The organism is Chryseobacterium taiwanense (assembly GCF_000813825.1).
GTDB classification, from domain to species: domain Bacteria; phylum Bacteroidota; class Bacteroidia; order Flavobacteriales; family Weeksellaceae; genus Chryseobacterium; species Chryseobacterium taiwanense.
In genome coordinates this window covers 126,582-145,952 of record NZ_JWTA01000002.1, presented here as the reverse complement: position 1 = coordinate 145,952, position 19,371 = coordinate 126,582, and the positions used below count along the sequence as shown (strand labels likewise).

Sequence of the window (19,371 nt, the reverse complement as noted above, 5' to 3'; positions counted from 1 at the left end):
TTGATTTTTCTGTGTTATCTATGAATCTTCAAAAAAAATAAGCTATGACATGCAAATTTTTCTTTTTGATCCTTCTCCTCAAAACGCTCGGAATATTCGCACAAACTAATAACTATCCACCTAGCTGGACACTTGAAAACTGCATTGAATACGCAAAAGAGAATAATATTTCTATTAATTCTTTAAAGCTTTCAAAAAATTCAGCAGAACAGGATCTTCTTCAGGCTAAAGAAGCAAAATATCCTAATCTTAGCGGAAGTGTTTCTCAGGGTTTGTTTGCCGTAAACGGAAATGATGGGCTTCATGTAAATGGTGCACAATCTCAAAGCATCGGAGCCAATTCATCCATGACTTTATACCATGCCGGTTATATCAGAAATAATGAATCTTCAAAAAACCTGCTCGTTCAAATGGCAGATCTTTCCGTTCAGGAAGCACAGAATAATATCACACTAAGCATTACTCAAGCCTACCTCAACATTTTAATGACTGAAGAAAATATTATTGCTCTTCAGGAAATCTTAACCACAACAAAAACTCAGCTTAAACAGGGAGATCAGTTTTATAAAGCAGGAAATATTTCCAAATTGAATTATTTACAGATACAGGCACAGGTTGCACAAGATGAATATAATTTAATTGCCGCCCAAAATAGTTTAAGAACCAATATTGTTAATCTGAAACAGATTTTACAGCTTCCCACTACTTATGATTTTCAAATCGTAAAACCAGAAAGCATTAGTGTTGATGAAAATTTAAAATCCTTATCCGAAGTTCAGAATCAGGCGCAAAACCAACGTCCGGAAGTAAAGTATGGAGAATTGAATATTGAGAACTCCAATACCAATCTGAAAATGGCTCAGGCTTCTATTCTTCCTACTTTAAGTGTAACAGGAAATATTTCAACCAATTATTCTTATAACAGCGGAAATTATTTTAGTCAGTTAGGAAACAATTTCTATTTACCGGTTGGATTAAGCTTAGGAATTCCGATTTACAACAACAGAATCTATAAAACCTCTGTTGAAAAATCAAAAATTGAAATTGAACAGGCCAATCTGGATTTATTAAATACTAAGACCGTCCTCAATCAACAAATTGAGCAATCTTATATTAATCTTCAAAATTCTCTTTCTCAATACGAATCTGCTTCCAAGCAGATGAACCTCAACAAACAAAGCTATGACATCGTAAATGCTCAAATGAAAATCGGAAGCATTGATTATGTACAGCTTCAACAGCAACGACTGACTTACATTCAATCTATACAGAATTATCTGCAGGTAAAATATTCAGCAGTTCTCAATAAACAGATCTACGAATTCTATGCAGGAAACCCCATAAATATCAAATAAACTATGAAAGCAAAAAGTAAAAAATGGCTGTATTGGATCGCCGCTGGGATCATTGTTTTGGGTGCGATTTGGTATTTTTTCATCAAAGAAGAACAGGTAAATATTCAGTTGGAAACTGTACAACCGGAAATGGGTGAAATTTCAAATTCCATTACCGCAACAGGAACAGTGCAACCTGTAGATACCGTTGCAGTGGGTACACAGGTTTCAGGAATTATTAAAAATATTTATGTTGATTTCAATTCTACCGTAAAAAAGGGACAGCTTTTGGCCACTTTAGATCCCGATCTTTTGCAATTTCAAACAGAGCAGATCAATGCCAATTTACAAAATGCAAAAAGTAATCTGGCGTATAATGAAATCAACTTCAACCGCCAAAGTCAGTTATATAAAGTCGGAGCCATCAGTAAAGCAGATTATGATGTAGCACAAAATCAAATCAATGTCGCAAGAGCACAGGTAAATTCTGTGAATGCTCAACTTTCTACCGCTAATAAAAATTTATCATTAACCAATATTTACTCTCCAATCGACGGCACGGTTTTAAACCGAAATGTAAGTGAAGGACAAACCGTCGCCTCTAGTTTCAGCACTCCTACTCTTTTCAGTATTGCAAAAGATTTAACTAAAATGCAGATTCGTGCATCTGTTGATGAAGCTGATATAGGAAATGTAAAAGTGGGACAAAAAGCCACCTTTACCGTCGATGCTTTCCCTAATGAAACTTTTAACGGAAGTGTTTCAGAAGTACGACTTCAACCTACCGTTTCATCAAATGTTGTGAATTACACCACCATGATTAATGCAGACAATTCAAGTTTAAAATTAAAACCCGGAATGACTGCCAATATCACTATTTACACTGAGGTTTTGGATAATATTATGAAAATCCCTGCTTCAGCAACCAGTTTCAAACCTGATAGCTTGGTGATAAAAAAATATAAAACCAATCCTCCTTTGGCGAATGGCAAAAAGGGTAAAAAAGGAAAAGGCAGTGAACAAATAAAAGAAAAAGCGGATACTGAAAACGAAAGCAGTGTTTGGGTCATCGGAAAAGACAGCATTGTCACCCGCAAAAGAATAAAAACAGGAATGGATAATGATACGGAAATACAAGTAGTTTCCGGCTTAAATAAAAGCGATAACATCATTACCGGATACAAAAGCTTATCTAAAAAATCTTCCGGAGGCTCTGCAAAAAGTCCGTTTATGCCTCAAAGACGAAATACAGGAAATAAGAGTAGCGGATCCGGTGGAGGCGGTCCTAGATAGCAGGATTTTTAATTTGAGTTTTAATAATTTAAAAAATGGCTAGAAATAAGCAACCAATTAACAACAAACTGTCATGGCTGATAAAATTCTCGAAATACACGATCTGAAAAGAGAGTTCAGGATGGGTGATGAAGTCGTTCATGCTTTGAAGGGCGTTACATTTACCGTAGAAAAAGGTGAATTTGTGACGATTATGGGAAGCAGCGGTTCAGGAAAATCTACCTTACTGAACATCATTGGTTGCCTTGACAAACCTTCAGGCGGAGATTATCTCCTTGACGGAATTAACATCCAAAATCTGGATCGTGATGAACTCGCCATTTTAAGAAATAAAAAAATCGGATTCGTCTTTCAGTCATACAATCTTTTACCTAGAACAACAGCCAAAGAAAATGTAGAGCTTCCTCTTTTATACAATCCTAAAATTTCATCAGAAGAAAGACATGAAAGATCTTTGAAAGCATTGACTGCCGTAAAATTGGAAAGCAGAATTGATCATTTACCTAATCAGATGTCTGGAGGACAACAACAGAGAGTCGCTATTGCAAGAGCTTTAGTCAACGAACCTGTAATGATTTTGGCAGATGAAGCCACAGGAAACCTAGACACAAGAACTTCCTACGAAATCATGGCATTGATGCAAGATTTAAATCAACAGGGAAGCACAATCGTTTTTGTCACCCACGAACCGGATATTGCGACTTTCAGCAGCCGAACCGTTACACTCAGAGATGGAAAAGTCATTAAAGACATTAAAAATGAAGATATAAAATCTGCAAGAGAAGCACTGGAAAATCTTCCTACAAATGATGATTATAAATAATTGTTAATCCTAAACCTGAAACGAAATGAATCTTTCAAATCTCTTCAGAATCGCCTGGAAAGCACTTTTACGAAACAAACTCCGTGCATTTCTTACCATGCTCGGAATCATTATCGGAGTTGCCTCTGTAATCGCAATGACTGCCATTGGAGAGGGATCAAAAAAAAGTATCAGCGATCAGCTTTCATCTATGGGTTCAAATATGATTACGATTCGACCATCGAGTAATGTGAATGTTTCCGGAGGAGCAAGAATCGGAGCGACAGGTTTACAAACCTTGAAAACCCAAGATGCAGATGCCATTGCCAAAGGTGCTCCCGATGTTTCTTACGTTTCTCCGGCGGTTCAAACAAACGGACAGGCCATAAGCGGTGCCAATAACTGGCCAACCCAGCTTCAGGGAGTCAATGAAGATTATTTCAGTATCAGAGACTGGGGAATTGCTTCTGGTTCGCTTTTCACCAAAAAAGATGTCACTTCATCTAATAAAGTCTGTTTACTTGGTCAAACCGTTGTCACCAACCTATTTCCCAATGGAGAAAATCCGATAGGAAGTATTATCAGATTTAATAAGGTTCCGATGAAAGTGATCGGTGTTTTAGCCTCCAAAGGTTCAAATGCATTTGGGCAGGATCAGGACGATGTGATCGTTGCTCCTTTTAATACAGTACAGAGACGATTTTTGGGAATTACTTATGTTCAAACTATTTATGCTTCCTCTACCAGCGAAGATACTTCTGAACAGGCTACTGATCAGGTTTCAGAAATTTTAAGGAAACAACATAAACTTCCCGAAGACGGAAGTAACGATGATTTCTCTGTAAGAACTCAGGCTGAATTGATTTCTACCATGAGCTCCACCAGTCAGCTTTTAACAGTGCTTTTATCTGCCATTGCCGGAATTTCCCTTATTGTAGGAGGAATCGGAATTATGAACATCATGTACGTTTCCGTAACCGAAAGAACCAAAGAAATCGGATTGAGAATGTCAATCGGCGCAAGAGGAAAAGATATTTTATATCAGTTTTTAATTGAAGCCATTATGATCAGTGTTACCGGCGGAATCCTCGGTGTTTTGCTGGGAATCCTTGCTTCAGAACTGGTTACTTTTTTCCTTTCCTGGCCGACTTTTATTACCGAATCTTCAATCATTGTTTCATTTATTGTCTGCGCCATTACCGGAGTGTTTTTTGGATATTATCCTGCTTTAAAAGCTTCAAAACTTGATCCGATTGAAGCGCTGAGATATGAATAGTTTTTGTAATTTTGAATAAAAAGCAAATCACAATAATAGTATTTAAACACTCAGCTTTACACTATAAACTCTCCCCCAATTATGACAACACTCTCTCCTGAAGTTTTCGGATTTTTAAAGAAACTTAACAAAAACAACAACCGCGAATGGTTTACAGAAAATAAAAATCTTTACACAGAGTCTCAACAGAATGTGATTGCATTTTTGGAAGATCTGCTTAAGGAGATGTCTGAGTTTGATGAGGAGCTAGCTAAAATTGATGCAAAAAAGTCTTTATTCAGAATTTACCGTGACACGAGATTTTCCAAAGATAAAATCCCTTATAAAACCAATTTCGGAGCATCACTTGGAATGGGAAAAGGAAGTCAGAAAGGTGGCTATTATCTTCATCTGGAACCCGGAAAATCTTTTATCGCTGGAGGAATTTACATGCCAGAATCTGCAGTTTTAAAAGAGCTTCGAAAAGAAATTTCTTTGTACGGAAATGAGTTTCTGGCTATCTTAAAAAATAAAGACTTCAAAAAGCATTTCCCGGAATTGGATCAAGATGATAAACTGAAAAAAGTTCCGCAAGGTTTTGAAAAGGAAGATCCGATGGCAGAATTTTTAAAACTGAAAAATTTCATCGTGGTATATTATCTGAAAGATGAAGAGATTTTGAATAAAAATGCCGCAAAAAATCTTGCAAAAGTTTTCAAACTCATGAAACCATTGAATGATTTTCTGAATGCTCCTTTTTCATAAAGTTTCACTGAACAAAAAATCTAAATTACATACTGATAATCAATCTAATACAATTCAATATTTTTAACAGGAATTTAACATTTTTGTGTATCTTTGCATCCCGTCTAAAATTACACCAATGTCTTTATATCAAAGGATTGCAGAAAATCTTCAATACATAAGTCCAAGTTTTTATAAGAGGAGATACTTCAAAAGCTTATATAAACTTAGCAAAGAAAACTTTTCTACACGCAATGTAGAGCCTGAATTGGTTTGGATTAAAGAATATCTTCAAGACAATGCAGTGATTTTTGACATCGGAGCCAATGTGGGGACATTTCTATATCAACTGGAAAACAAACTGAAACCTCAGAATATTTACGGTTTCGAACCCAATAAAAAACTGAACAGTAGATTAAAAAGGCTGTTTCCATCAATGCACATTCACTCGGTAGCACTTTCTGATGAAAATACCACCGCTGAATTTAAAGTTCCTATCATCAACGGAAAAATGATTGCTTCTCGTGGAACGCTGAACACTTCGTATAAAGAAAAAGGTGAAGAAAAAAGCTACACCGAAAAAGTAGACGTTGTAAAACTGGATGATTGGGCAAAAAAACAGGCCATCACACAACTAGACTTCATCAAAATAGATGTTGAGGGCAACGAGATGAAAACCCTGAACGGAGCTAAGGAAACTATTCAAAAATTCCAGCCTACCTTGATGGTAGAAATGGAACAAAGGCATCATAACACTCCTATCTGGAACGAAATTGCAGAAGTAGCTTCATGGGGATTTGATGTAAAATACCTGAACAGAAAAAACTTTGAACTGGAAGAACTGACTGAAGAAGTTTTGCTGAAAAACAGTGCCAACGAAAAAAATAAGACCGAATACATCAATAATATTATTTTCACCCCTAAACCCCAATAAGAAAACCTATGAGTTTAGTAGCAAGACAGGGCTTCAAATATTCCATCATTGGGTATATTGGTTTTTTACTGGGGACGGTTTCGGCACTTTTTATTTTTCCCAATGATTTTGAATTTTACGGAAAGCTTCGTTACAGTATGCAGACTGCTGAAATGCTTGTCCCTTTCGTTGTTTTCGGAATTTCTTATGCGAACGTGAAATTTTTTCATGCTTTACAAAAAGACGGAAAAACACAGAATATGCTCTCCCTTTCATTGGTAAGTATTCTTATTAATTTTCTCCTATTTTCCATTGTATTTTTCGCGTTACCCTATTTTTATCCAAAATTTGCGCATTCGGAGGCATGGAAAATCAAGGAAATTATCTTACCCTTAATTTTAGTCTTATCGCTCTGTGCGATTTTCAATAAATACGTCTCCAACTTCAAAAGAATCGTAGTTTCCAATATTTTTGACAATCTTTTTCCTAAGATTGCCAATCTGGGAGCTTTTTGCCTTTTCTTTTATTTTTCCCTGTCACAAAATATTGCACTGGCATTTTTCTTCGGTATATTTGCACTCATGCTTTTCGGGTATATTTATTACACCAATAAACTTCAGAAGATTAACTTTGATCTAAGTACCGATTATTTCAAAAAAGATGATTTCTGGAAAGAATTCTTGAACTACAGTTTCTTTGGGTTTCTAGGAACTTTCGGGAACTATCTTGCGATTAATAGTTTTATGATCGGTGAATTCATGGGAATGGAAGAAAACGGGATTTATTCTGTTCTATATGCTTTGATTTCCCTGATCTCGATTCCCCAACTTGGATTGTTTAATATTTCAGCACCTATCATTAGTCAGCATCTTGCAGATGGCGACATGGAAGGACTTGACAGATTCCACAAAAAGACTTCCCTTACTTTATATTTCTTAGGGGCTGTATTATTTTCCTGCATCATGGTAGGTTTCCCTTACCTTACTCAGTTTATGCCTAAAAACGGGGTTATGCTAAGAATGTATGAACCGGTGATCTGGATCTGGGGCTCTGCCGTTTTAGTCGATTTGGCAACAGGATTCAACGGGAATATCATTTCCCTTTCAAAACATTACCGTTTCAATATTTTGGTGATGCTTTTATTGGCAGGTTTAACGATTGGTCTGAATTTTTATTTCATCAAAAATACGGAGCTGAAACTTGTAGGAATTGCTTTGTCAACCGCGATTTCTTTAACGACTTACAATGTGGTAAAAATCATTTTCAATTACATCGTCTTCAAGGTTTCACCTTTAACGATAGAAATGATCTTTGTTTCCATCATCTGTACTTTGGCGATCACAGTAGCAATTGTTTTACCTAATTTTGATAACAACTTTGTCAATTTGGTTTATAAACCCTCAGTAGTTTTGGTATTGATTTTTATCGGAAATTATTTCACAAAGGTTTTCCCGATCGAGGATTATCTGAACAAAAACTTTATCAAAAGTATTTTTAAATTTAAATAGAAATTAAGTTCGTTAACGTATTCTCAAGATTTTTCTGAACGGATTTCCTGTTATAGTTTTTCTGAAAGTCGTACGAAGTATTTTTAAGCGTTTTAAACTGCTCAATAACATTTTCCTGTTCAGGAATAATAAAATCTAATTTTGAAGGATAATTACGCGAAAAAACAGCCCATTTCCCGAATTTGATAGCATCACCCAGATTTCCTGTCATTTTCGTTTCCCCGTAGATTTCTTTATGACTGAAAAATTCCGTCTCTGGCTGAATCGGACACCACAAAACGTCGGCTTTCTGCATCCACTTTTCAAAATCCTCAGAAGAAACTCTTTCCGAAAAATACTGAATCGTAATATATTCCAGAGATCGCTCTAAATCTGTGATTTCTTTTAATTCAGATCCTTTTGCTTTTCCTAAAAAGACAAATTCAATTGATTTTTCTGTAATTTCTCCTTCTTTTGAGTTTTTATCTATTTCTTGTATCTTCGAAAAGATTCTTTTATAATCTCTTCTTTTCTGAGAGACACCTCCCGGAATCACTATAACCAACTTTTGATCGGATTGCTTTTCAAAATCTGTGGTACAAAAAAGCGGTAAGAACCTGTATTTTTCAGAACGAAATGCTTCATCTAATACCAATAATTTTTTTGCTTTTTTATATACCCCCGAAGCACTGAAGAGCCCTTCTTTCCACCACAACTTTAGCCTGTACACAAAATCTTCCTTGAAAACATTCCTGAACAGACTGAATTTTGAAAGTGTCGTAAAATTGATATTATGAACAATAAAAGCCGTATTGTATTTCTCAGCAATCGCCTGAAAGGTATTAAAATATCGATGAACGGTTCCAACAATGATCAGATCATATTTTTTCGCTTTCAGTTGCTCAATAATCATCGAACTGTCTGAAAGGAAAACGTTTTCCTCCCCTGCTTGAATCTGCTTTTTAATCTTTTCGGAAAAGTAGTAATCCACCGCAAAATTTTCAGAATCCTGCATCAATTCAAGGAAATTCTGCGCAATTTCAGCATGGGTATCAATTTCTATGTAGGCGATCTTTTTCAAATTTTCAACCATTTCTTTTTTAAGGCATTCCAACGCTGATCGTTAATTGCTTTTTGTTCATCTTTTGAAATTTTAAGTTCCAATTGTTGGGAACGGCAGCTTTCATAAGCTTTAATGATCTGTAAGAAAAACGATAAGGATTTGATTTTCATAGCTTCTTTTGACGAAGCAATATATGCCAGAAACCTATTTAATCCCAAAAAGTAAAAATACCTGCCGTAGTAATCTGCCGGTTTTATGGTATAATCACTTCCTTTCACTTTTAAAAGTTTTACCTGTAATTCAGGTAACACCACTTCTTTCCAGCCTAAATTTTCAAGCAGAATGGCATCAATATTATCCCATCCTAACGTTTCTCTTATTCCTCCCATCGCGTCAAAGCATTCTTTTCTGTATGCTTTCATCGGTCCGCGAACGTGGCCTTTATTTGAATTGCCTTCATATACCCATTCTCCGTTTTTCTCTACATAGAGCAATCCTCCCACTAAACCATATTTGGGATTGTTTTGAAAGGCGTCGTTGATGGTTTGAAGATAATTTTCAGGAAGAATAATATCTGCATCAAATTTACAGATCACTTCAAATTCCTCAAGATTTTGAGTGTTTAATCCATTTTTAAAAGCTGCAACCACTTTTGAACCGGGTTGATGTGCCGATTTTTGAAGATTAATGGTCTGGAAACGCGAATCCGATTCTGTAAAACGTCCAATCACTTCAGGAGTGCCGTCCGTAGAGCCATCATTAACGATTACTGTGGTAAAGTCTCTGAAACTTTGCTGCTGTAAAGATTCTAAGGTAAATGACAGATGCGCTTCTTCATTATGCGCAGGAATGATGATTAAAAACTTCAAGAGATATTTTTATACTTGATGGATGATAAGTGATAAATGATAGACATTACTACCATTTATCACTCATCAATTTTATTTATTTGTTATGAGGTTTCAGCATATTTTTAGGATCAAGAATTTCATCCAGTTTTTCCTGAGAAAGGATTCCTTTTTCCAATACTAAATTGTACACGCTTTTTCCTGTCACTAATGCTTCTTTGGCAATCTGGGTAGATTGCTTGTAGCCGATGTAAGGATTCAGTGCCGTTACAATACCAATGCTGTGTTTTACCATGTTTAAGCAAACTTCTTTGTTCGCTGTAATTCCTATAATACATTTTTCACGAAGTGTATCTAATGCATTGCTCAGGAAATGAATATTTTCCATGATTGCGTGGGAAAGTACGGGTTCCATTACATTTAACTGTAATTGTCCCGCTTCTGCTGCAAACGTCACGGTAAGGTCGTTTCCAAAAACTTTAAAGCAAACCTGGTTCACCACTTCCGGAATTACAGGATTCACTTTTCCCGGCATAATGGAAGATCCCGGCTGCATTGGAGGCAGATTAATTTCGGAAAGCCCTGCTCTTGGTCCTGAAGACAATAATCTTAGGTCATTACAGATTTTTGATAATTTCACCGCAAGACGCTTCATTGCAGAAGAATAAATCACGTAAGATCCCGTATCAGGCGTTGCTTCAACCAAATCAGGTGCAGAAACCACAGGGAAACCTGTAATTTCAGCCAAATTCTTAGCACACAAGGTTGCATAGCCTAAAGGAGCATTGATTCCTGTTCCGATAGCCGTTGCACCCATATTCACTTCTACAAAAAGATTCGCATTGTTATTCAGTTTAGAAATATCTTCTTCCAACGTAGCGGCAAAGGCTTCAAACTCCTGCCCTAATGTCATCGGAACAGCATCCTGAAGCTGAGTACGCCCCATTTTAATGACGTCCTGAAATTCTTTCCCTTTTTCACGGAAAGCTTCCACAATTTTAATCAGCTTTTCCACCAATGTATCATTCATCTGCAACAATCCCATTTTGATCGCTGTAGGATAGGCATCATTGGTCGATTGAGAAAGGTTAATATGATCGTTTGGAGAACAGAATTCGTATTCTCCTTTATTTTTTCCAAGTTTTTCCAATACTCTGTTGGCGATCACTTCATTCGCATTCATATTGACTGAAGTTCCCGCTCCTCCCTGAATCATATCTACCGGAAACTGCTCATGCAATTCTCCGTTTACAAGTTCATCACAGGTTTCAGCAATTTTGAAATATAAGTTTTCATCCAGAAGTCCTAATTCATAGTTGGTTTTAGCCGCTGCTTTTTTTACAAAAGCCAATCCTTTTATAAATTCCGGATATGAAGACAGTAACTGTCCGGAAATCTTAAAATTATCTATTGCTCTCTGAGTCTGTACTCCATAATATGCGTTGATCGGTACATTTAGTTCTCCTAAAAGATCGCTTTCCTGTCTGTAATTTTCCATTAAAATATTGTTTAAGATGTAATGTGATGATCTCAAAAAAAATGCATCGTTAAGATGCACTTCAAAATTACTTATTTTATTGGATATTTTTGATTTAATGCCTGTAAAATTGCCCACGTTTCCGCATCCATTATCCCATCGTATTTCTGAGGTCTAAAATGGTATTGAAAGGCTTCAATTGTTTTTTTAGTACTATCATCCCAAGCTCCGCTCAACTCAAGTCCGTACCCAAATTTCTGCAACGCTGTCTGGATCATAAAGATAAAAGCAGGCTCGCTGTATCTTGTCGTAAAATCCAATTGTGCCTGATCAAAGAAGGTCTGTTTAGTCGCTTCATCATACCACATTCCTATCTGATATTCGTCATAGAGTTTTTTCCAAGGGAAAAGTGGTCCCGGATCTTGCTTTCTCGTCGGTGCAATATCTGAATGCGATAAAACATTCGTCGCAGGAATCTGATATCTTGTAATAATATCTTTTGCCAATGCCGCCACTTTTTTAATCTGATCTTCATTGAATGCAGCAAACACTCTACTTCCCGTTGAATCGGTACCAAATCCGGCATTTACAATCTCTATACCAATAGAGGTATCGTTAAGGTTTTTATCGCTTCTCCAAGAACTTATTCCGGCATGATAGGCACGTTTGTTTTCATCTACCAACTGATAAATTTCATTATCTCCCGTATTATTTACCAGATAATGGGCACTCACCTCCTGCTGCGTAAGAACAGTAATTGATTTATCATCCGGTAAAGCGGTATAATGAAGAATCAAATAGCGTTGTCTGAAATTCTGCCCTACAGCAGGAAAATACGTTTTCACCACTTTGTAGCCCGCCGGTTTTGCCGATACAATAGAACCATAACTTATAGTATTGTTATTTTTGGTAGCATCTGCAATGTTTGTCGTAAAAAATTCTACTCCACCTTCGTTTTTAATTTGAGGTTTTGGCTTCTCATTCGTAGGCTTCACCACCGCAGTTTTTGGCTGTACCACTTGTTTATTCGTACGAGAAGTATTTTGTTTCACATTTTTCTGTGAGGTGCATGAAAAAACAAAAAAACTTAAGCCGATGATATATAATGTTTTACGCATTCGTTTACTTTTTTAATCGTTTATTAGCGTAAAAATACACAAATTTTTCTTGAAAAATATTTGGTAAATAAAGAAATCTGTTCTATATTTGCACTCGCAATAACAGAACAACGATCATTAAAAAAGCAAGATAAACAGGAGGGTTGCCGGAGTGGTTAACGGAGCAGTTTGCTAAACTGTCGACGCGAAAGTGTCGCAAGGGTTCGAATCCCTTACCCTCCGCTTTTCTATATATCTTCGGGGCGTAGCGTAGTCCGGTCATCGCGCCTGGTTTGGGACCAGGAGGTCGCAGGTTCGAATCCTGCCGCCCCGACAGTTTTGGTAATTTTCTCAAAATTACACAATGGGTGCGTAGCTCAGCTGGATAGAGCATCTGCCTTCTAAGCAGACGGTCAAAGGTTCGAATCCTTTCGCGCTCACATAAAACTCACAATTTTTATTGTGAGTTTTTTTGTTTTATATGCTAGTCATTTTCTTAAAACCTTGCTAGATACTGAACACTTTATCTTCGAAAAGTTAATATAAACCTTGATTGCTCTTTAAAGTTCACTTACATAAAGATTCTTTGCATTGCGCATAACAAATAATGAATGTTTAATTTAATCTTTAATTACTAAGCATATTAAAGCTATTTCTTTAAATTCTATTACTCTTGACTATTAAAACCTGTATCTCAACTTTAAAATTAAAAATCTGGATAAAAGATTATATTGGGTAACAGAAGAACTGGTATCAGTTAAATATTGGCTTGTAAAATACCTTGCATTAAACAAGTTTTTCCCTGTAATAGTAAGTACAAACTTATCATCTTTTATATTAAAATTAGCTTCAGCATCAAAAAAGTAAGAAGGTTCATAATTTTCATAAGAATATCTTTCGATTTTCGTTTTGAAATTAAACTTTTTAAAAGTGAAATTCAAATCTCCAAATAATATATTGTTGGAAACTTTATTTTTCACATTATTATCAGAATAGATCATATTGTTCATCAATAAAGTATATCCTAAATTATAATTAAAGAATGATCTGAATACTGATTTAGTTTCTACTCCCAAGCTATAATTTTTAGAATTAATATCTCGATTATTGTTGTTTATTATATTACTGTACTGTATATCTGATGCTGAAACTTTTAGCTTAATATTTGATTTGATTTTTTTTATAAAATAATCTGTGGTTAAAGAAGAATTAAAAAACTTTCTGTCTTTTGCATATATTAATTGATTGATTATATAATCCGGTTGAATTCTACTATTAGTCGTAATGTAATTATTATCTTCAGTATACATTAAAAACGCATTTAACAGAAACCTATCACTCCATTTTCCATATTGGTAGTTTAATGTTGCCGAAGTATTTCTCATTTTCCTAAAATCTCCCCTTGTTGTTATAAGCGTCCTGTAATCTGCAAGTACATAATCTGTGTATAATTCGGATATTTTTGACAGAGTGTTATTGATTGAGAAATTTGTAAAAATCTTGTTCTTCTCATTGACTTGCCATTTGAAATTTACAACAGGAGATAAGAAGAACGGTGTTTGATGCTCAGTTACATTTTTGTTATTGATACTATTTATATATTGATTAAATGTTAAACTAGAAACAAATGAAAATTTTTTATAATCAAAGCTAAAATTCGCTTTTAGGAAAACATTATTATTGATGTATGATGTATTATTAAAAGCAACTTCGTCTTTTTTTTGAGTATCAAATAAATTAAGATTACTTTTAAAACCATCCTTTCTATAAAGATTCCCTAAACTGACTTCCAAAAGCATATTATCTTTATACTTATTCAAAATCTTTCCCTCAACACCTAAAAAGCTTAAATTATTTCTAACATTTTGTCTACCATAAGTATTAGGATCAAACCCTGAAAAAATATCATAAAAAAAGAACTGATTAGTATTGTATTCCTGGGGTTGATTTTCATAAAAATAACGTACGTTTACTATGAATGCCTTATTTTCTTTCAGCTTGTTCGTATAGTTGATTTTTTGATCTATGCGATTGGTTGTGGAATTTAGCTTTTCTTTATTCTGAATACTATTGAAAACCAAATTTGAATTACTATTAAAATCTGAAAAATTAAAAGCAGTTGAAAAATTAAGCGATTCTTTTTCCGAGAAATTAGAAACCAGATCAAGTTTAGTATAGATAGTGTTGGTACGGTTAAAAAGAGAATAATTTTCTTGATTGGAAAAACTATCATTTTTCAGATTATAAGTACTAATCGTACTTCTACTGGATTCATTATCATTATTGTTCAGAAAAATCAAAGTTTTAAGTTTTGTTTTTTTTGTCAGGTTATGAATAGAGTTAAAAGAAGCAAAGTATGATTTTATATAATTTGTCCTTCCGTTAAGAATATCCCAAGGTTGCAGGGTACTGAAAGTCTCAGTAATCTTCTGATCATCACCGATAAAGCCAGATTCATCTTCATCATCAGGACGAATCACGTGATTTATATCTGATAAAGAATTATATCCTGTATTGTTCAAATTTGCAATTATGTAATACTTATCATCTTTGGTGAACTTTAATAAGTTTCCACTTACATCGTAAAATTTATCTAAATTGGCATTAATCCCACCATTTACATTTCCAAACCATTTAGATTTAGCATCTTTATTCAAGACAATATTAATAACAGTTTTATCGCTGTTTTCTATTCCTTTAAGTAATTTATTTTCTGAAAACTTATCGATTACCTGTACTTTTTCAACAGGATGAGAAGGCATATTTTTGGTTACTATTTGATAGCTTTTGTCAAAAAAATCATCACCTTCAACAAGAACCTTGTCAATTAATTTATTGCCTACCTTTATTTTACCATCAGCATCAATATTAATACCTGGTAAATTCTTCAATAAATCTTCAACTACTTGCTCATTTCCTTTTTTAAAATATTTTACATTGAATGTAACCGTATCTTTTTTAGTTTCTATAGGATTCTGTTTAGTTATAATAACTTCATCTATTTGCTTAATATTTTCGTCTAGTGAGATATTAATTTCATTATTTCCAGTACTTTTTAAATCAGTTTGAGAAAGGTCAATTAACTTTATTGTATGATTAATAAGAGAGAATTTTAATACCGGATTTTTTCTCAATATATCAGAATTTATTTCAAGCTTGTAAAAACCTATTTTATTAGAGTAGGTTCCTGCAAAAATTTTATCTGAATTTTTGTCCTGAACATAGACCCCAACATTATTCAGAAGATTGTTGTTACTATTTTTAACAATCCCCTGTATAATAACATTTTGGGAATAAACAAAACAGCCTGAAAAGAACAATAAAAAAAATAATAATCTATGGTACATCTTCTATTTCCAGTTGTTCGACTTTATTATCGTTTGTTTCTATTTTGATATTGGATACTTTTATGTCATCTCCACTCATCTTGGCAATAGTATTTTCCATTTTTTTCTTTATATTATCATTCAACTCTTGCATATAGCTTTTTAATGATACTGTATATTCTGCTTTGGAAATCGGAGTTGTATCTAAATTTATATCTAAAATGGTTGTGTATGGTATCGTAATTTTAGAAATTTGACAAAAAAACTTATTCTGTGTGTCACTTATTTCAAAAATAAGTCCTGGTAGTTGCCCAAATTTCATGGGACCAAAACTTGTACTTATTTGTGGACTATACCAAGCAATATAATCTCTGCCTTTAAACTTTCCTGTAGCTTTTTTACAAAGGAAATCTCCAATAAGTTTTGTTTCATCTAATAGTTTCCAGTCAATTTTTGTTTGATCTTCTTCAATGTAATGGATTTTTTTGTTTTTAAAATCCCAAACAGAAGACCTTATTTTTTTATTTTCTTCATCCATTAATATAAAATCAAAACTACTGTTTACTGATAATTCTACTTTTGTATTGGAGTTGTGTTTTTCATCAGATTGATCTGCCAGAACTTTTGTTTCCTCATTGTTTGCCAGTTTATAAGTGTAATATGAAGTTGCATCATTATAATAAAGCTCTGCCTTATATTTCTGATACCCATTTAATGTAAGGATCATATTATACTCAATCTTGGCAACAGGCTGAAAATGTTTAATAATTTGAGCCTGAAAAATGCTTGAAATCGTAATTAATAAAATGATTAATATATTAGTTCTCATAATGAGGAAATAAAAATTTAAGGAAAGATAAACAAAAAGCTGCCCATAATAGTTATGAACAGCTAAAATAATATTTATCGAATTATTTTATTGCAGCAAGTAATTCTGCTTTAAGTTTTTTAACTGCTGCCGCTATTCCACTACAAGAAGCTGTAATAGATGCAGAAACAGTAGTTGTAGTTGACCCACCAACATTTGCTACTCCAATACTACCTCCTGCATTTGCAGTATAAGAAACAGTTACGGTTGCTGTTACTGTACAATCTTCAATATCACTCAACATTTCTGTTAATTGGTTTTCATCAAATTGCTTAAGATCCTCTAAGGAATTAAAGTTTAATTTGATATTTTCTTTTACATCTTTGTTTACCACATCCAATACGATTTGTCCCGGATTTTGATTCTCAAAAGAAGACCCATTTGTTGTTTTAGCAAAAGAGAAAGTGGAAATAAAAAAAACTGCAATAAATGCTAAAAAGAATTTTTTCATGTTTAAAAATTTTTGAATTTAATAACTTACTTTGTCATATCATCCCTGACATGGGTTCTTAGGTAGATTTTGAAATGCGCATAACAAAAAACAAACATTTGTGTTTTTACCTGGAGCAAAGATGCATGTGTTCTTTTCATCAAACAAGAAAAGCATGTCGGAATTGATAAATTTCGGGTTATTTGCATACGAAATTTATCAATTCTCATAAAAGTCTAAATACTATGGTAATTAATTAAATGTATTTCTAGATTTAGGTATAAAAAAACTCCAAAATGCGTAATATTGTATTGGAAAAAAATTATGTACAAAATCTCCCTCATTTTTCTGTTCTTTTTTCTCCCTGAATTTATACTTTCTCAAAGTATAAAAGGATTTCATATCCCGGATTCTTTAAAAGCTAAAAGTTTTGAACAATTAGCACAGTCTTATGATAAGGTATTCAGAATAGATAATAACAAGGCGGAACTATATGCCAATACCATCCTCAGTAAAGGAAAAAAGGAAAAGAATAATGACATGATCTATGAGGGATATTACAAAATCGCTCATGTCAAAGGGTTAAAATCTGAAAACGGACATCCTTATGCAGACACTTTACTAAAAATAACACAAAACATAGACAATAAAGAATACCCTGCAAAAGCCCATATCATTAAAGGAATTCTACGATATAATGAATTTAAATATAGTGAAGCATTAGATCATTATATTCAGGCACAGGAATTATCTAAAAATAAAAATCAGGATCAATATTATTATATAAAAAAATTGGTAGGGATTTTAAAAACTGCCACAGAAGAAAACGAAGAAGCCCTTCCGCTTTTTTTGGAGTATTATAATTACGAGAAACAGAAAATCAATACAGCAGATAAAGATATTAAAAGCTATATAGGTTCGATTTTCTCTATAGCAAATTCCTACAGCAAAAATAAAAAGTATGAGCAGAGTAAATTGTACAATAAAATCGGTATTGCCGAGTGTAAAAAATATAATGACTATACCCATTATATTTACTTCATTATGTCAGAAGGTATTGCAGACTATTATTTAAAAAATTTCTCAGCTGCTTCTTTAAATCTCCTAAAAGTAGAAAAAGCTCTTTTAAAAAATAATGATTATTCAAATTTATCAATCTTATATTATTATTTAGGGAAAACCAACTTTAAAGCTAAGAAAGAAAAAGAAGCCATACAATATTTTATAAAATCAGATTCATTATCATTTATTTCAAATGATTTCGAGCCTATCACGAGAGATGGATATGAAGTACTAATAGATTATTACAAAAAATCGGGAGACAAAGAAAACCAGCTAAAATATATTGATAAGCTATTTTATGCCGACAGTATTATCAATAACAGTAAACAATACCTGTCTAAAGAAATTTATAGAAAATACGACACTCCTATCCTATTAGAAAAAAAAGAAGCATTAATCAAAGACTTAAATAATAAAAACACACTGTTATATTGGCTTTTAGGAATAGGCTCTTTATGTATTCTTTTGTTAATTTACTTATATAAAAGAAGAATACGAGAATATAAAAAACAGGCAGAGCTATTGCTTGAAAAATCAAAAGAAAAACAGGAAGAATTACCAACAGTTTTATCTACTCCTAATAATAATGAAATTATTAAAGAAAGAATTTTAAAAGGAGAAAAGAGCAAAAGTATATTATCTGATAAAAAACTCAAAGATTTTAAAGTAAGACTAGAACAGTTTGAAAATAATAAAGAATTTTTGCGTAAAAATATTACTGTAGATAGCCTTGCCAAGGATTTTGATACTAATCGTGATTACTTATCAAAATCAGTTAATGAATTAAAAGGAAAGAATTTTCCTCAGTACTTAAACGAATTACGCATTAATTATATCGTGGAAGAGCTAAATAGCAATGAAAAGCTCCGAAAACATACCATTGTATCTATTGCAGAAGACATAGGATACAACAGTTCTGAGTCTTTTGCGAATGCTTTTAAAAAGATTACAGGCACTCTACCTTCTTATTATATTAAATTATTGCAGGAACAAGCAGGAAATAAAAACAATTGATAATGAATTGATTGCGAAATACCGTATACGAAATTGATAAATTTCGATATCATTATTTTTGAAAAAAAGAACAAAGAATTTTATTTTGCGGTCATAATTAAAAATTTTATTAATATGAAAAAACAAATTGAAAAAAAATTATCATTAAAAAAAATACAAATAACCAAATTGAACATGATAAGAGGAGGCGAGGGAAATGATGATACAATGACTGTCAAAGATACTACTACAAGTAAAAATTGCCCTCCAAAACCAGCAGACACAGCAATACCTCCCGTTGTTATTCTTGGAGGGGATGACAATGTAAGTAAAGGAATAAACAAAGGACTAAACAAATTATAACAATAAGTTATAGTAT

General features: G+C 33.4%; 16 protein-coding genes and 3 tRNA genes. 12 read left to right on the top strand and 7 right to left on the bottom strand.

What is annotated here, in order from left to right; all coding sequences use genetic code 11:
* Positions 1-44 precede the first annotated feature (44 nt).
* The 7 genes from RM51_RS02600 to RM51_RS02570 all read left to right on the top strand — a co-directional run bounded on the left by RM51_RS02600 (position 45) and on the right by RM51_RS02570 (position 7,849).
* Entirely contained in the window at positions 45-1,355 is a 1,311-nt protein-coding gene (locus RM51_RS02600) for a TolC family protein (RefSeq protein WP_039364812.1), read from the top strand.
* Positions 1,356-1,358: 3 nt separating this feature from the next.
* Positions 1,359-2,627 (top strand): efflux RND transporter periplasmic adaptor subunit, encoded by a 1,269-nt coding sequence (locus RM51_RS02595; RefSeq protein WP_039364810.1) that lies wholly within the window; start codon positions 1,359-1,361, stop codon positions 2,625-2,627.
* A gap of 73 nt (positions 2,628-2,700) precedes the next feature.
* The gene (locus RM51_RS02590; RefSeq protein WP_039364808.1) at positions 2,701-3,450 is read left to right on the top strand and encodes an ABC transporter ATP-binding protein; all 750 of its coding nucleotides are present in this window, start codon (positions 2,701-2,703) and stop codon (positions 3,448-3,450) included.
* A 25-nt stretch (positions 3,451-3,475) separates the two neighbouring features.
* The gene (locus RM51_RS02585) at positions 3,476-4,705 is read left to right on the top strand and encodes an ABC transporter permease (RefSeq protein ID WP_039364806.1); all 1,230 of its coding nucleotides are present in this window, start codon (positions 3,476-3,478) and stop codon (positions 4,703-4,705) included.
* 81 nt (positions 4,706-4,786) lie between these two features.
* On the top strand, positions 4,787-5,449 hold the full coding sequence (locus tag RM51_RS02580) for a DUF2461 domain-containing protein (RefSeq protein ID WP_039364804.1): 663 nt from the start codon (positions 4,787-4,789) through the stop codon (positions 5,447-5,449).
* A gap of 118 nt (positions 5,450-5,567) precedes the next feature.
* On the top strand, positions 5,568-6,362 hold the full coding sequence (locus tag RM51_RS02575; RefSeq protein ID WP_039364802.1) for an FkbM family methyltransferase: 795 nt from the start codon (positions 5,568-5,570) through the stop codon (positions 6,360-6,362).
* 8 nt (positions 6,363-6,370) lie between these two features.
* Positions 6,371-7,849: a lipopolysaccharide biosynthesis protein gene (locus RM51_RS02570; protein WP_039364801.1), complete on the top strand. Its 1,479-nt coding sequence runs from the start codon at positions 6,371-6,373 to the stop codon at positions 7,847-7,849.
* Here the strand turns inward: RM51_RS02570 and RM51_RS02565 are convergent.
* The 4 genes from RM51_RS02565 to RM51_RS02550 all read right to left on the bottom strand — a co-directional run bounded on the left by RM51_RS02565 (position 7,842) and on the right by RM51_RS02550 (position 12,334).
* Positions 7,842-8,909, bottom strand: a complete 1,068-nt coding sequence (locus RM51_RS02565; RefSeq protein ID WP_039364885.1) for a hypothetical protein — start codon at positions 8,907-8,909, stop codon at positions 7,842-7,844. The genes RM51_RS02570 and RM51_RS02565 overlap by 8 nt on opposite strands.
* Entirely contained in the window at positions 8,906-9,760 is an 855-nt protein-coding gene (locus RM51_RS02560) for a glycosyltransferase (protein ID WP_039364799.1), read from the bottom strand. The genes RM51_RS02565 and RM51_RS02560 overlap by 4 nt, the downstream gene beginning before the upstream one ends.
* Positions 9,761-9,836: 76 nt before the next feature.
* Positions 9,837-11,237, bottom strand: a complete 1,401-nt coding sequence (aspA, locus tag RM51_RS02555) for an aspartate ammonia-lyase (RefSeq protein WP_039364797.1) — start codon at positions 11,235-11,237, stop codon at positions 9,837-9,839.
* 71 nt (positions 11,238-11,308) lie between these two features.
* Positions 11,309-12,334, bottom strand: a complete 1,026-nt coding sequence (locus RM51_RS02550) for an N-acetylmuramoyl-L-alanine amidase (protein WP_039364796.1) — start codon at positions 12,332-12,334, stop codon at positions 11,309-11,311.
* Positions 12,335-12,471: 137 nt separating this feature from the next.
* On the opposite strand from RM51_RS02550, the gene RM51_RS02545 reads away from it, so the two are divergent.
* The 3 genes from RM51_RS02545 to RM51_RS02535 all read left to right on the top strand — a co-directional run bounded on the left by RM51_RS02545 (position 12,472) and on the right by RM51_RS02535 (position 12,753).
* Positions 12,472-12,556, top strand: a tRNA-Ser gene (locus RM51_RS02545).
* Between the two features lie 16 nt (positions 12,557-12,572).
* Positions 12,573-12,647: transfer RNA gene (locus tag RM51_RS02540), tRNA-Pro, on the top strand.
* Positions 12,648-12,679: 32 nt separating this feature from the next.
* Positions 12,680-12,753: transfer RNA gene (locus RM51_RS02535), tRNA-Arg, on the top strand.
* Between the two features lie 240 nt (positions 12,754-12,993).
* On the opposite strand, the gene RM51_RS02530 is transcribed toward RM51_RS02535, so the two are convergent.
* From RM51_RS02530 to RM51_RS02520, 3 genes are all read right to left on the bottom strand, one after another.
* Positions 12,994-15,660, bottom strand: coding sequence for a TonB-dependent receptor (locus tag RM51_RS02530; RefSeq protein WP_131667042.1), 2,667 nt, complete (start codon positions 15,658-15,660; stop codon positions 12,994-12,996).
* Positions 15,650-16,468, bottom strand: coding sequence for a GLPGLI family protein (locus tag RM51_RS18985; RefSeq protein WP_052248359.1), 819 nt, complete (start codon positions 16,466-16,468; stop codon positions 15,650-15,652). The genes RM51_RS02530 and RM51_RS18985 overlap by 11 nt, the downstream gene beginning before the upstream one ends.
* Before the next feature lie 82 nt (positions 16,469-16,550).
* The gene (locus RM51_RS02520; protein ID WP_039364792.1) at positions 16,551-16,958 is read right to left on the bottom strand and encodes a hypothetical protein; all 408 of its coding nucleotides are present in this window, start codon (positions 16,956-16,958) and stop codon (positions 16,551-16,553) included.
* A gap of 303 nt (positions 16,959-17,261) precedes the next feature.
* Here RM51_RS02520 and RM51_RS02515 point away from each other — a divergent pair, with 303 nt between their 5' ends.
* Entirely contained in the window at positions 17,262-19,013 is a 1,752-nt protein-coding gene (locus RM51_RS02515; protein ID WP_039364791.1) for a helix-turn-helix domain-containing protein, read from the top strand.
* A 114-nt stretch (positions 19,014-19,127) separates the two neighbouring features.
* A complete protein-coding gene (locus RM51_RS02510; protein WP_131667041.1) occupies positions 19,128-19,355 on the top strand; it encodes a hypothetical protein in 228 nt (75 codons plus the stop codon).
* Positions 19,356-19,371: the final 16 nt, after the last annotated feature.